At 44.7% G+C, this 13,147-nt stretch carries 11 protein-coding genes; 5 read left to right on the top strand and 6 right to left on the bottom strand.

The features are described 5' to 3' along the window. Positions 1–113: 113 nt before the first annotated feature. The 4 genes from B1K52_RS06630 to B1K52_RS06615 all read right to left on the bottom strand — a co-directional run bounded on the left by B1K52_RS06630 (position 114) and on the right by B1K52_RS06615 (position 3,820). Positions 114–821 carry a LutC/YkgG family protein gene (locus B1K52_RS06630; RefSeq protein WP_077306562.1) on the bottom strand — a complete coding sequence of 236 codons (708 nt, stop codon included), beginning with the start codon at positions 819–821 and terminating at the stop codon, positions 114–116. Beyond that, the gene (locus B1K52_RS06625; protein WP_077306560.1) at positions 818–2,248 is read right to left on the bottom strand and encodes a LutB/LldF family L-lactate oxidation iron-sulfur protein; all 1,431 of its coding nucleotides are present in this window, start codon (positions 2,246–2,248) and stop codon (positions 818–820) included. The genes B1K52_RS06630 and B1K52_RS06625 overlap by 4 nt, the downstream gene beginning before the upstream one ends. 16 nt (positions 2,249–2,264) lie before the next feature. Further along, complete coding sequence (locus tag B1K52_RS06620; protein ID WP_077306558.1) at positions 2,265–2,981, bottom strand: (Fe-S)-binding protein; 717 nt, start codon at positions 2,979–2,981, stop codon at positions 2,265–2,267. 128 nt (positions 2,982–3,109) lie between these two features. Further along, positions 3,110–3,820 carry a FadR/GntR family transcriptional regulator gene (locus B1K52_RS06615; RefSeq protein WP_077306556.1) on the bottom strand — a complete coding sequence of 237 codons (711 nt, stop codon included), beginning with the start codon at positions 3,818–3,820 and terminating at the stop codon, positions 3,110–3,112. Between the two features lie 151 nt (positions 3,821–3,971). On the opposite strand from B1K52_RS06615, the gene B1K52_RS06610 reads away from it, so the two are divergent. After that, on the top strand, positions 3,972–5,771 hold the full coding sequence (locus B1K52_RS06610) for an L-lactate permease (RefSeq protein WP_077306554.1): 1,800 nt from the start codon (positions 3,972–3,974) through the stop codon (positions 5,769–5,771). A gap of 28 nt (positions 5,772–5,799) precedes the next feature. Here the strand turns inward: B1K52_RS06610 and B1K52_RS06605 are convergent, their stop codons facing one another. After that, positions 5,800–6,432 carry a pentapeptide repeat-containing protein gene (locus tag B1K52_RS06605; RefSeq protein WP_077306552.1) on the bottom strand — a complete coding sequence of 211 codons (633 nt, stop codon included), beginning with the start codon at positions 6,430–6,432 and terminating at the stop codon, positions 5,800–5,802. 83 nt (positions 6,433–6,515) lie between these two features. Then, entirely contained in the window at positions 6,516–8,522 is a 2,007-nt protein-coding gene (locus tag B1K52_RS06600) for a YhgE/Pip domain-containing protein (RefSeq protein ID WP_077306550.1), read from the bottom strand. A 139-nt stretch (positions 8,523–8,661) separates the two neighbouring features. Here B1K52_RS06600 and B1K52_RS06595 point away from each other — a divergent pair, with 139 nt between their 5' ends. The 4 genes from B1K52_RS06595 to B1K52_RS06580 all read left to right on the top strand — a co-directional run bounded on the left by B1K52_RS06595 (position 8,662) and on the right by B1K52_RS06580 (position 13,120). Then, complete coding sequence (locus tag B1K52_RS06595; RefSeq protein ID WP_077306548.1) at positions 8,662–9,591, top strand: LysR substrate-binding domain-containing protein; 930 nt, start codon at positions 8,662–8,664, stop codon at positions 9,589–9,591. Positions 9,592–9,671: 80 nt separating this feature from the next. After that, a complete protein-coding gene (locus B1K52_RS06590) occupies positions 9,672–10,112 on the top strand; it encodes an Rrf2 family transcriptional regulator (protein ID WP_077306546.1) in 441 nt (146 codons plus the stop codon). Positions 10,113–10,172: 60 nt separating this feature from the next. Then, entirely contained in the window at positions 10,173–11,075 is a 903-nt protein-coding gene (locus tag B1K52_RS06585; RefSeq protein ID WP_143588849.1) for an NAD(P)/FAD-dependent oxidoreductase, read from the top strand. A 101-nt stretch (positions 11,076–11,176) separates the two neighbouring features. Beyond that, complete coding sequence (locus B1K52_RS06580; protein WP_179106488.1) at positions 11,177–13,120, top strand: S9 family peptidase; 1,944 nt, start codon at positions 11,177–11,179, stop codon at positions 13,118–13,120. Positions 13,121–13,147 lie beyond the last annotated feature (27 nt).

Raw genomic sequence — 13,147 nt, 5'->3', positions numbered from 1 at the left:
TCGTTATACAAGCATCTTGTTCTAACAAGCTAAGCCTAGCAAAGAAAGCGCTATCATTCAAGAAAAAAATAAGAAGGCTATTCTATGAATTGCCTTCTGCAGAGTACTTCGTCTTATCTATCTTCAATAACAATATAAGCCGCCTTCACTGGCCCATGAACGCCTACAACAAGGTTCATCTCAATATCGGCAGAGTTGCTTGGTCCCGTAATGAAATTAATACAAGAGGCAATTGCTTTTCCTTCTTGCACTTGTTTTGAGATTTGCTGTGCCGCCTGGGTCATGCGCGGAACGATGGTGCTTTTTGGTATGAGTGCAATATATTTATGCGGAAGCAGGCTGACCGACCGACCCTTTCCTTCACCAGAAAAGAGGACAACAGTACCTGATTCAGCGAGTGTGATATCACTGAAGGTAATGCCGATATTGGCTTTCTCGGTAATTGCAACGTTATCATAACCAAGACTAGGATCCCATTCGTGCACAGCAATTCCTTGCGTCGGCCACTTCTCAATTTGTTCTTGTAAACCAAATTCTCCGTAGCGCGGATCCTTCCAAATTGCCAGCGGACCGTCGCCATAAGAAGCGACTGTCTCCTCCAGCACATTTTGCAAGTCTTGTGCTGTGGTTTCTATCAGATCAGTATGGATGAGCCGGCATTGATCTCGGAGAATACTGACTAGTTCATCCGGCGTCTTATTTATCAGCGTCTTATCTTGCGGCCGGAACTTCCAATTTCGAACTGGTTTTTCTGTTTGTACCGTTGTCCGGCTAAGACGGCTGGCGACGTTCGTTAGAAACTTCTCACGATTTTGTATCATGCATCATCACGCTCCTTGTCATGCTGCTTGAACCAATCGCGGAAACGTTCTTTGTTTGGTGCAGGGAAGTCACGAATCTCTGTCCATGCTTTCAGCGGACCAGGTCCTTTTGAAATTGTTTCATCCTTTGTAAAAGGCTTCATAACAGAATTGGCCATTTTAGATCCTGCTGCGTAAAGCTGATTGGAAGAAGCACCAAGTCCGAATGCTTTCATCGCCAGCTTTTCTGATATAGGCGCACGTCCTTCCCGCTCGACAATTACTTGGCGATGTTGGTGCAGCAGCGTATGCAGCGGGATTTTAACCGGGCAAGCATCGGTACAAGCACCGCAAAGCGTTGACGCGTACGGCAACTCTTTGAAATCATCATAACCGCCTAACAGCGGTGTAAGCACTGCCCCAATGGGACCTGGATAAATAGAGTTATAAGAATGCCCGCCAATATGTCGGTAAACCGGACAAACATTAATACACGCTGCACACCGGATACATTGCAATACCGATTGAAACTCGGTGCCCAAAATACCGGAGCGGCCATTGTCCACGATAACAAGGTGAAATTCAGATGGACCATCTACTTCTTCCGCTGTCCGCGGACCTGTTAAAGCAGTAATGTAGCTCGTTAGTTTTTGACCGACAGCACTCCGTGTTAACAGTCCAACAAGCACCTCAAATTCCTCAAATGTCGGAACAATCCGTTCCATCCCCATTACACAAATTTGCGTATCTGGTAAATCAGACACCATACCGGCATTTCCTTCATTCGTCACTAAGCCAACAGAGCCGGACTCAGCAATTGCAAAGTTGCAGCCTGTGATGCCAATATCCGCTTGCAAAAATTCTTCACGAAGTTTTTCTCTTGCATGCAGCGCAAGCTCTTCTGGTTTGGAAGTTAATTTGTATTCCAGCTTCTCGGTAAATACATCCTTAATTTGCTCTTTATTTTTATGAAGTGCAGGTGTAACAATATGGGATGGCGGATCGTGCTCATCCAGCTGCAGAATGTATTCGCCAAGGTCTGTTTCAATGACATCACAGCCTTCCTGCTGCAGCACATCATTTAAACCGATTTCTTCGGTAACCATCGACTTTGCCTTCAAGATTTTTTTAGCACGCTTTTCTTTTACGATGCCCTTAACATAATCATTGGCTTCTTCAGCTGTAGCTGCAAAGAATACATGTCCCCCGCGCTTTTGCAGATTCTCCGAAAGTTCTTGTAAGTAATAATCGAGATTGTCTAACGTATGCTGACGTATCTCTTCGCCATGTGACCGCCATTCTTCCCAGTTGCCGAGCTCCTCGGCTGCATCCAACCTTCTCGTGCGAAGCCGCTCTTGCGCTCCGGCAACTGCTCCACGCATAAACGTGTCTTCCATCTGTTTATTAACATTATCTTTGAACTTCTCATTCCCTATTTTCATCGCCATGTCTGTTTCGCCCCCTTTATCTGCTGTTCAATACTTCTGCGATGTGCATCACTTTGACTGGTTTATCACGCCGCTGCATTCTTCCCCCGATATTCATCAAACAGCCGCCATCTGCCCCAATCAAATAGCTCGCTTTTGTTTCGGATACCGAATCCACTTTCTCATCAACCATTTGTTCAGAGATATTCCCCATCTTCACAGCAAATGTCCCGCCGAAACCACAGCAGTTCTGTGCATTCGGAAGCGGTTGCATTTCTAAGCCCTCTACATGAGACAACAGCTTCATCGGCGCATCTTTCACACCAAGCAGCCTTGTCATATGGCAAGAAGGATGATACGTTGCAATGCCATCTAACTTCGCACCAACATCCTCCACTTTTAACACATCTACAATAAACTCCGTCAGCTCATATGTCTTCTCTGCCAAGCGTTCTGCCCGCGGACGCCAAACCGGATCATCTTTGAATACATGCTGGTATTCTTTGAACATCGTGGCACAAGACCCGGACGGTGTCACTATGACTTCCGCATCCTCAAACGTGGCAATCATTTTCTTCATTGCCTTTTTCGCATCTTCTACATAACCAGAATTGTAGGCTGGCTGCCCGCAGCAAACCTGACCTGTCGGAAACACAATCTCGCAGCCTAGCCTCTCCAGTACCTCAACTGTCGCTATTCCAACATCGGATTGAAACATATCAACAATACAAGTCGCAAATAAAGTAACCTTCATACTCCCACCCCACAGATGAGGTCATCAGATGACCTGTTCTATTTTCTGCTTTCAGCATACTACAAACGCTTACATTTTCCAAGTCCTGCCGATACGAAAAAAGCTAACCCTAATCGGGCAGCTTCTTTCTATTCCATATAGCTTCGTAACACATCTTCTACGTATTCCAGGTGTGCAACCATTGCCATTCGCGCCTGTTCTGGCTGCTGGGAGCGGATAGCCTGGAGGATTGCTTCGTGCTGTTTGCTTAATTCCTCTGGAGCAGTTTTTGTCCCAAATAAACAAATCTGTCTCGTTTCTTTCATCGATTCTGCTGTCAGATCAGACACATGATGCATCAAGCGAAGCAGCAATTTGTTTTTGGCTGCGTGCGCAATCGTCATGTGAAAGGCAAGGTCAGCTTTCTCGCCATTCTCCGGATCTCCTTCATATTGCTTCATCTCTATGAGAGCTTGTTCCATCTGTGCTAAATCCTCATCTGATCTATTTCGGGCTGCTGATGCTGCAATTCCCGTCTCCAGTATGTTACGAACCTCCATAAGCTCTGCTCGATCTTCCATACTCATGAGCAAGGCATGCTGCAGTGGGTAAACAATTTCTTCCGGCTCAAACGCCTTCACATATGTTCCTTCCCCTTGCTTCATTTCCACCAAGCCCTTCGCCCGAAGTGTAGCCAGTGCTTCACGAATAGCTGAACGCCCAACCTGGAAATTCTCGGCTAGCTGCGTCACACTATCCAGCTTTTCTCCTGGCTGCAGATTACCGTCTTTTATCAACGCAAGCAGCTCATCTGCTACTTGTTCATATATCTTTTTTGGTTTGATTTGTTTGTATTTCATTGGGTTCTCACCTCTCTCTCATTATAAACGGAAATTTTCCAAAATTTCATTGCTTTTTCAAAAAAGACCATTCTATAATGTAAGCGGGTCATCAGATGACCTTATTATTAACGTTTAAATGTAAACGCTTACTAGAGGGGTGGAGAGGACGATGAGTTTACTTGCATTATCTTTAATCGCTATTGTACCAATCGTAACGATATTGTTATTCTTAGTCATTTTAAACTGGCCAGCCAGCAAAGCAATGCCTGTTGCGCTTGTTGTTACTGCACTAATTGCCGTTTTCGTTTGGGGAACGAAAACAAATGTTGTAGCTGCCGCTGCCTTTAATGGTCTTGTAACTGCGCTGGAAGTTATCTTTATTGTATTCGGCGCTGTCCTGCTGCTGAACACAGTAAAAGAATCTGGTGCCATCCACACAATTCGCCGCGGCTTTATGACTATCTCACCAGACCGTCGTATTCAAGCTATCCTAATTGCTTGGCTTTTCGGCTCCTTCATTGAAGGTGCAGCAGGCTATGGTACAGCTGCTGCGATTGCTGCACCGCTGCTTGTTGCTGTTGGGTTCCCAGCCATGGCTGCCGTACTCGTCTCCTTGATCATCCAAAGTACACCGGTTTCATTCGGTGCCGTTGGAACACCTATTTTAATTGGTGTCAATACAGGGCTGACTGATCAGCAAGCTGTGATGACCGGTCTGCAGCAAACGGACATGGGCTATTTTGAGTATTTGCTTCGTATCACTTCTGATGTGGTCCTTGTTCATGGGATCGTAGGATCTATCATTCCGCTGTTTGTATCGGCTATGCTTACCCGCTTCTTTGGACCGAATAAATCTTACTTGGAAGGTCTTCGAGCTTGGAAGTTTGCTTTATTTGCCGGGATTGCCTTTACTATTCCCTACTGCTTAATCGGCATTTTACTTGGACCTGAATTCCCTTCCTTGTTAGGTGCACTCATTGCTCTTCTGATTGTAGTACCTGCTGCACGACAAGGCTGGTTTATGCCCAAAGATAAAACATTTGATTTCCCAGACAAAAGCCAATGGGAAGCTGACTGGATTGGTAAACTTAATCAAGCTCCTGCACAAGAAAAAGCTGCTCGCTCTATCTCTACCTGGATGGCTTGGCTGCCTTATGTATTGGTTGCAGGGATACTTGTTCTGTCCCGTTCCTTTGATCCATTCAAACAATTTCTTGAATCCTGGAAGCTTGTATTCTCAGATACATTCGGGTCCGGGATAACTACTACTTCCACACCACTTTATCTGCCTGGTTTTCTATTTGTAATTGTTTCTGTCCTAACTTTCTTCCTGCACAGGATGAAGCTGCAAGCATACAAAAATGCTTGGAAGCATTCCTTTAAAACAGCTGTCAGCGCTGGTATAGCATTGTTGTTCGCGGTGCCTATGATTAAGATTTTCCTTAATACTTCCTTGGCAGCCGACAAAGTCAATGCCGCAACAGAAGCACTCGCCGGGCAAAATATGCCGCTAATTCTTGCTGAGTCGGTTGCCATCTTAACCGGCAGTTTCTGGCCGATTGTCGCACCGACAGTCGGTGCACTGGGTGCCTTTATCGCAGGAAGCAACACTTTCAGCAATATGATGTTTTCCTTGTTCCAATTTGGCGCTGCCGGCAACATCGGCTTAGATGTACATCAGTCTGGAACGGTTGTCGCATTGCAAGCTGTAGGTGGCGCTGCCGGAAATATGATTTGTGTCCATAACATCGTTGCCGCTTCCGCTACGGTTGGATTAGTCGGCAAGGAAGGCGCACTCATCCGGAAAGCCATTCTTCCCATGTCCTATTATGTGCTTGCCGCCGGATTCCTCGGTATGGCCCTTATCCACGGCATCTTAAATATATGGCTGCTTCTATATGCATTGATTGTCATGCTGTATATTCTGCGCCTCGTCACTGCGAAGAGTGCCTTAAAAACAGCCGCTTAAAAAAAGCTTCCCAACACGGGAAGCTTTTTCACTTAATAACAAGTCCTATTAAAGATGCAAATTGTATTGCTTGGTTCGGTGATACGATACAGCCTTTCAAGTTTTCGATAGAAAAGGTAAGCTGCTGAAAACTGCTTGTGCTGAGGTCTATACCTTTTAACGATGTTTGCTCAAAGTTTGCTTCATTTAAATCACAAGCAGCAAATTCTAGTTTCTTCATTCGGCAAGCGTAGAAATCAGCTCCTTGCAAACCGCAGGAGGAAAATATAACTTTTTCCAATTTAGATTGGCCGAATGAAACAAGGTTTACAAGCGAATCTGTAAAGGAGACATTCCCTAAGCTAGATTCCGTCAAATCTGCACCCAAGAGCTTACAGCCGTGGAACTCCACGCGATGGATGGATGATTTGCTCATTTTCACATTCGAAAAATCACAATTCTCAAAGCGCACATCAAGTAAATCCATTCCTGTAAAATCAGTATGATTGAAGCGGCTATTGCGGATGACCACTTTTGACAGACGCAGCCGGTCAACCAATTCATTCTCAAAATCAGCTTGCAGTACCTGACAATTCTCTAATTCAGGTTCTTCTTCAAAGAAAATATCATGCATTCTTTTTTCAGGTAAGTTATTTGGTAGTTTCGGTTTATCGATTTGCATAACACGTATCCTTTATATAGGTGATGCTTAAAGTCTATCATATTATGTCAATAGAAAAAGCCCGCCTAATGGCGAGCTTTTCTTCATGCTGCTTCTTGCTCTGTATCTTGTTTAGGACGGTGCTGCAGATGGGAAACCACCCAGCCGATAACACCGATTACTACTAGATAAATAACCAAATCAATTAGCTGATGACTTAGTACGGACCAGTTACCAAGCGTAATTGCTTCTTGCAAACTATGCAAGGAATGCGCCATTGGCAAGTACCTGCCTACAGCGGCCAATCCAGATACTGTTAGTTCGCTAGGGAAGGTGCCGCCGCAGGATGCCAGCTGAATAACCAGCAATACAATGGCAAGCAATTTCCCTAAGTTACCGAATATCGTCACCAGTGCGAGAATTATTGTCATAACTGTCATGGATACAATGATGCTGGACAAGAACAACAGTGGAACACTCTGTACATCCACTTGGAATCCGAATAGGAAAATCAGATCAAGGATAACTGCCTGTACAATTGCCACGACATAAATGAGTGTCAGCTTACTGAAGAATTGCACGGTGCCTGACACTTGCATGTCCTGTCTTCTGCCAAGCGGCAGGATATTGGCTGCCATCAAACCGCCCACAAACAATGCCAATGACAAGAAGTACGGCGCAATACCCACACCATAATTCGGTACATCTGACAGTTGTTTCTCTGTCAGTTTAACTGGGTCTGCGAACATTGTTGTCAATGCATCACTTGACTGAATATCACTTGTTTTAGCCGCAGCATCCTGCAAGCTAGTCGCAAGCTCATCTGACCCATCAGAAAGCTTATTGATACCATCGTTAAGCTCAGCAGCACCATCCGAAAGGTCACCTGTACCGGACGCAAGCTGCGCTGCACCGCTTTGCAAGGAATCGAAACCTTTCGTGTAGTCAGTAAATCCACTATTCAAATCTGCTGCACCGCTAGCTAATTTATCCGCACCGCTAACAGCCGAGCCAAGTTTCTCACTGAATGTATCCACTCCATCCGCAAGTTTTTGTTCACTGTTTGCGAGTTTATCGGCGCCTTCGCCAAGCTTCTGCTGGCCATCAGCTAATTTCGCAGAGGAATCTGCCAGCTTACCGGATACTGCAGCTATTTGCTGGAATGCTTTATCATCCTGAAGCTCTGGATGCTCTTTCATATAAGATGCAATCAGCTTATTCAAGTCTTCTGAACCAGATGTGAATGCTTGTTGATTCTCCGATAGCTTCTCGCTTTGTTTCTTCCAATCAGTCAAGCCATCCGCTATTTTGTTGCTATTTGTTGCTAGCGAGTCGGCACCTTCATCCAGCTGTCCCAATCCGTCTGCCAAATCACTTGCACCCGTGTTTAAGGTGCCAATACCATCAGACAATTCACCTTGGGCACCAGCCAGCTTATCTGTGCCGTTCGCTAGATCAGCTGCGCCGCTATGCACGTCGCCAATACCAGTTTGCAAATCCTTCAGACCGCTCTGCTCATCCGTCATTCCTTTATGCAAATCTCCCGCGCCGTCGCCTGCATCTTGCAAACCGGATGCAACTTCATGGAAACTTGTAAACACACTGTCAGCATATGATTTTGTGATACTGCTCGCCAGCTTTGTTTTCATTTTTTCCATCGCAGAGGAACTAATTTGTGATGCCACAAAGTTCTTCCCTGGATTAACTTCGTACGTCAGCTCCGCTTGCTGCGGTTTATCGTCCATTAAGGTTGTAACACTTTCAGAGAAGTCTTTCGGGATTGTCACTTTCATATAATATTTTCCGTCATCCAATCCTTCTTCTGCCTTCTCATTGGAGACAAAATCAAAGTCAAGTGACTTGCTCTTCTTCAATTCTTTTATAAAATCGTCCCCAGCATGCATTTCTTCTCCATCCATGCTGGCACCTTCATCTTGGTTAACAACAGCCACAGGCAGATCTTCTATATGGCCGTACGGATCCCAGTAACCACCTAGAAACAGCGAAGCATAGATAACTGGAATAATCAGTAGAAATAGAAGTGCAATTCGTCCATGCTTGTGCTGCCACATCCGCTTTATATCAAAAAAGCCTAGTTTTAATCCTTTCATAGTCTCCTCACCTTTACCTTTGTGAAATATTGAACATCTATATCGAACATCTAAATAGCATAACGGCTTTTTTATATGATGTATAATATATATATTGTTATAAATAATAGCTCTTAAGCTATCCGAAAGAAGGCCGAATATGGAACTGCTACAACTGCAATATTTTAAAAAGGTTGCTGAGTTAGAACATATGACACATGCTGCCGAAGCACTCAATATCGCCCAGCCTTCTCTCAGTAAAGCAATCAGCAGACTGGAAGAGGATGTAGGTGTGAAGCTCTTTGAGCGTTTTAATCGCCAAATCAAGTTAAATGATAATGGAAAGATGTTTCTCAAACGAGTGGATGCCGTCCTGCATGAGCTGCAGGAAGCTAGAAGAGAACTGAACGCCTCGAATCAAGAGGCAGATAAAAGCATAAAACTTTCTGTGACTATTCCAAGAGTACTGCCTGATTTAATTAGCGGTTTTCTACAGAAACAGCCTGCTGTTCACTTCAAGCAATACGTTCACTCTGTCCCAACAATGACGGATAAACTGCGCAGTGGCGAGCTTGATTTCTGTATATCTTCAGTTCCCCTTGAGGCAGATGATATAGAATGGAAGCCACTGATTACAGAAGAAATTCTGCTTATCGCCCCGCTTGGACACTGGCTTGAAACAAAGCGCTCTGTCACTTTAGCAGAACTTCGAGAGGAAGCCTTTGTCAGCATGAATGAAGGCCATGGCATCCGCAGTCTAACGGATAAGTATTGTCAGCTAGCAGGTTTCCACCCGCACATTGCTTTTGAAGGCGATGAACCAGGCGTCATTGGTGATCTTGTTCGCAATGGCTTGGGTATCGCTTTTATCCCCGCTGTCTCCCTGACCGGCAGCAAAGCAGAACAGCTACCTGTCATTCGGATAAAAGAACCTGTTTGCGAACGAACGATTGGCGTAGCGTGGTCTTCCAGAAGATTTCTCAGCCCGATTGCAAAACAGTTCCAGCATTACCTGACGAGTTATTTTCATGAATTAGAAGGAAAGCTGCATGATATTACAGCATGGCGCATCGAGGATAGTCCCAAGTAAATACAAGGTGTTCACATTGACTTTGTTAAATACAGAAGATATTATAGACATATGGAATCTACAATAAAGAGGTTGACGTCATGAAATATTCCAAAGCTACCAACTATGCCCTCCACTCCATTGCTTTTCTCGGTTTGCTTCCGCCCGGAAAGTCTGTCGGTGTAAAGCCTTTAGCTGAATTGCAGAAAGTCTCGCCCACTTATCTATCAAAGGTACTGACAACGCTTGTAAAAGCCGGATTAATCTCATCTGCAACTGGCGTAAAAGGCGGTTATAAATTGATGAAGCATGTCCGAGACATTTCTTTCTGGGATGTTATCCAAGCTGTGGAAGGCCAGAATCCTTTATTCCAATGCGGCTTGGAATCACACGCACACGAAAACGATAATTGTTTTATCCAGCGCGTGATGAACGATGCGGAAAGAAAAATGGAAGAACACTTGCAATCGCAAACGATTGAACAAGTGCTAGAAAAAATCGACCGTCGAGCTTCCGAATACCTTCAATCCGAAGCGGGTTGATTTTTTCTTCACTCTATTTAAAGATAACAACAATCCATAATATCCACAGGAGGAATGAACATGTTAGATTGTGCCATTATAGGCGGCGGTCCAGCTGGATTAAATGCTGCACTTGTATTAGGAAGAGCCAGAAGAAATATTGTGTTATTTGATCATGCCAAGCCGAGAAATGCTGTGACGCACGAGTCCCACGGTTTTATTACAAGAGATGGGGTTTCTCCAAGCGAGTTTCGCAGCTTCGCACACAATGACTTGCGTAAATATCCTTCTATTACTATTCATAATATGGAGGTTGTGACGATTGAAAAAACTGGTGAATCTGCATTTCAACTCCAAACACAGAGTGGCGAAACATTTTCCGCCAAAAAAGTCATCCTCGCAACCGGACTAAGTGAGAGTTTACCGAATATACCAGGCATATATGATATGTATGGAAAGAGTCTGTTCAGCTGTCCTTATTGCGATGGGTGGGAGTTACGTGATCAGCCATTAGTGTTAATTGCAGAACACAAACATGGCGCACATATGGCAAAGGTAATTTCGCAATGGAGTAAGGATTTAATTGTTTGCACAAATGGGCTGTCCATTATCCCCGATGAAGATAAAGCAATGCTTCAAAAACATGACATTCGTGTCGTAGAAGAAAAGATACCTAAGCTGGAGGGATCTGCTGGGATATTAAAAAAGGTGGTCTTGGAAAGTGGAAAAGAATTGGAACGCACTGGAGGATTTGTAATAACAGAACTCTCACAGCCGCATAATTTCGCCTCTTCGCTTGGTTATGATACGGACGCTAATGGCGGAATTAAAGTCGATAATTTAGGCAGAACTTCTATTTCTGGTGTTTATGCTGCAGGCGACTCTACTATTGCCGGCCCTTCCCAGCTCATCCTCGCTGCGGCAAACGGATCCCTCGCCGCTATAGGAGTAAACAGTGATTTAACGATGGAAGCATTCAGCTAATACACGAGCCTGTTCTGCACTTTGCCATAGTAGTTTATGTTGTCCCATTCCTCTATATTTCGATACAATAAATGGCAAATAGACAGGGAGGCATTTCAACTATGGCAAAGCGTTATTTCACCCCGGAAGATCTGCTGGATCACCATTGGCTATCCGGTTTAACTGTTCATTCTGACAGCACGATCGCCTATGTGGATCGCAGTATCAATAAAGAAACAAACAGCTATTACACAACTATCAAAACAATCAGCAATTCAATCATCGAAACCATACCTGGTGATGGCTTTGATTCATTTCCATCTTGGTCACCTGACGGCACACTCACTTTCCTTCGCGGAAAAGAGAAAAAAGCAATCTGGATGCAGGATGCGCAAGGAAACATGGCACAGTTACTTGATTACCCCGCATCCATTCTTTCCTATCAATGGTCACCCGATGGTTCACATCTGTTATTCACTGCAGCTATTCATGCAGATCCGGCTAAGCAGGTGAACCCCAACAATTTTGGACATGTGTATGAACAAGTCTATTTCAAACAAGAAGGCACAGGTTTTTACTCCGGTACTTACACCCATCTATTTTTGTTCCGTGTGGCAGATAACAGCATTGCCCAGCTAACAGATGGCGCGTTCCACGTTAAAAATGCACAATGGCTTCCAGACGGCAAACAGATCGCCTTCACAGCGGGATCTCTGTCAGGCAAAGATGCCTATAATCGACGAGATAAACAGATACAAGATCTTTACACAATTGCAATTCAGGATTGCGCTATTACAAAAAAGTCAGATTCCAGCTTGTCGATTCAAAAGTTCACCTACAATGCAGACGAGCAGACCTTTATGCTGATTGCAAATAACCAAGCATTCGGCAGCGGTACTTCTGAGCGGCTTTACCGACTTGGAACAAGCGGCACTCCAGAACTGTTTCATACCGAGGATATGCATATCGGGAGCGCTTCTCTAAATGATGCGAAGTTTTCGGATGCTTACACAGCACCAATTGTTCATCCTGTCAGCAAAGCAATTTATGCGCTTGTTACCAAGCATGGACAAGTACATATTCACCGTTTTGCTGGGGATGCCCCCATCCAGGTAACACCAGGAGAAAAAGACATCTATGATGCGACGATCAGTGCAGATGGACGCTATCTTATTTATGCAGCACTCACACCGACCAGTCTTAGTGAGATTTATCAGCTGGACTTGGAAACGATGACAGAAGAACAGCTTACAAATTGCCATACCGCATTTCATGAAGCTACATGGCAAAGCATACCAGAAGAATTTTGGTTCACCTCCTTTGACGGCACTAAGCTGCAAGGATGGATGATGCCGCCTGCGGAGATCACACTTGGAAAAGTACCGCTTATCCTGCAAATCCATGGCGGGCCACATTCTGCTTATACCAATATGTACAGTTATGAGTTCCAGGCTCTGACCGCACAAGGATACGCGGTACTTTTCCTTAATCCGAGAGGCAGTGTCGGCTATAATCAAGCGCTGACCCAAGCTTGCCGCGGTGACTTTGGCAATGGAGATTACCGCGATATTATGAGCGGACTTACATATGCACAGAATACCTACCCATTTGTGGATCAATCTCGTATCGGCGTTGCAGGCGGAAGTTACGGCGGATTAATGACCAATTGGATCATCGGCCAAACAAACAAATTCAAAGCAGCTGTCTCTCAGCGTTGTATCTCTAACTGGGTATCCTTTTACAACACAAGTGATATTGGCATTGCATACACAGAAGGAATTGTTGGCGGAAACATCTGGGAGAATTCCGATAGACTATGGGAACGCTCTCCTATCGCACACGTACAAGATATCGAAACACCGCTGCTCCTCATTCACGGAGAAGCAGATTTACGCTGCCCAGTCAGCCAAGCAGATGAGCTCTATACCGCATTGAAGCGCTGGGACAAAACAACAAAATTGATCCGATACCCAGCATCCAATCATACCTTGCTGAAGAGCGGCAAACCATCTTATCGAGTTGATCTGCTTGAACAGGTCACTTCATGGATGAACCAATACGTATAAAAGGAAGGCCTCAGCTCGTGGAAGATA

Origin of the sequence: Terribacillus halophilus (assembly GCF_900162685.1) — a bacterium.
Taxonomy (GTDB): Bacteria; Bacillota; Bacilli; order Bacillales; family Amphibacillaceae; genus Terribacillus; species Terribacillus halophilus_A.
This window is presented reverse-complemented; position numbering and strand designations above follow the sequence as displayed.

Excerpts from the sequence above, each read along its gene's own strand:
- B1K52_RS06630 (WP_077306562.1), bottom strand. The coding sequence starts at position 821 with ATGATACAAAATCGTGAGAAGTTTCTAACGAACGTCGCCAGCCGTCTT.
- B1K52_RS06625 (WP_077306560.1), bottom strand. The coding sequence starts at position 2,248 with ATGGCGATGAAAATAGGGAATGAGAAGTTCAAAGATAATGTTAATAAA.
- B1K52_RS06620 (WP_077306558.1), bottom strand. The coding sequence starts at position 2,981 with ATGAAGGTTACTTTATTTGCGACTTGTATTGTTGATATGTTTCAATCC.
- B1K52_RS06615 (WP_077306556.1), bottom strand. The coding sequence starts at position 3,820 with ATGAAATACAAACAAATCAAACCAAAAAAGATATATGAACAAGTAGCA.
- B1K52_RS06610 (WP_077306554.1), top strand. The coding sequence starts at position 3,972 with ATGAGTTTACTTGCATTATCTTTAATCGCTATTGTACCAATCGTAACG.
- B1K52_RS06605 (WP_077306552.1), bottom strand. The coding sequence starts at position 6,432 with ATGCAAATCGATAAACCGAAACTACCAAATAACTTACCTGAAAAAAGA.
- B1K52_RS06600 (WP_077306550.1), bottom strand. The coding sequence starts at position 8,522 with ATGAAAGGATTAAAACTAGGCTTTTTTGATATAAAGCGGATGTGGCAG.
- B1K52_RS06595 (WP_077306548.1), top strand. The coding sequence starts at position 8,662 with ATGGAACTGCTACAACTGCAATATTTTAAAAAGGTTGCTGAGTTAGAA.
- B1K52_RS06590 (WP_077306546.1), top strand. The coding sequence starts at position 9,672 with ATGAAATATTCCAAAGCTACCAACTATGCCCTCCACTCCATTGCTTTT.
- B1K52_RS06585 (WP_143588849.1), top strand. The coding sequence starts at position 10,173 with ATGTTAGATTGTGCCATTATAGGCGGCGGTCCAGCTGGATTAAATGCT.
- B1K52_RS06580 (WP_179106488.1), top strand. The coding sequence starts at position 11,177 with ATGGCAAAGCGTTATTTCACCCCGGAAGATCTGCTGGATCACCATTGG.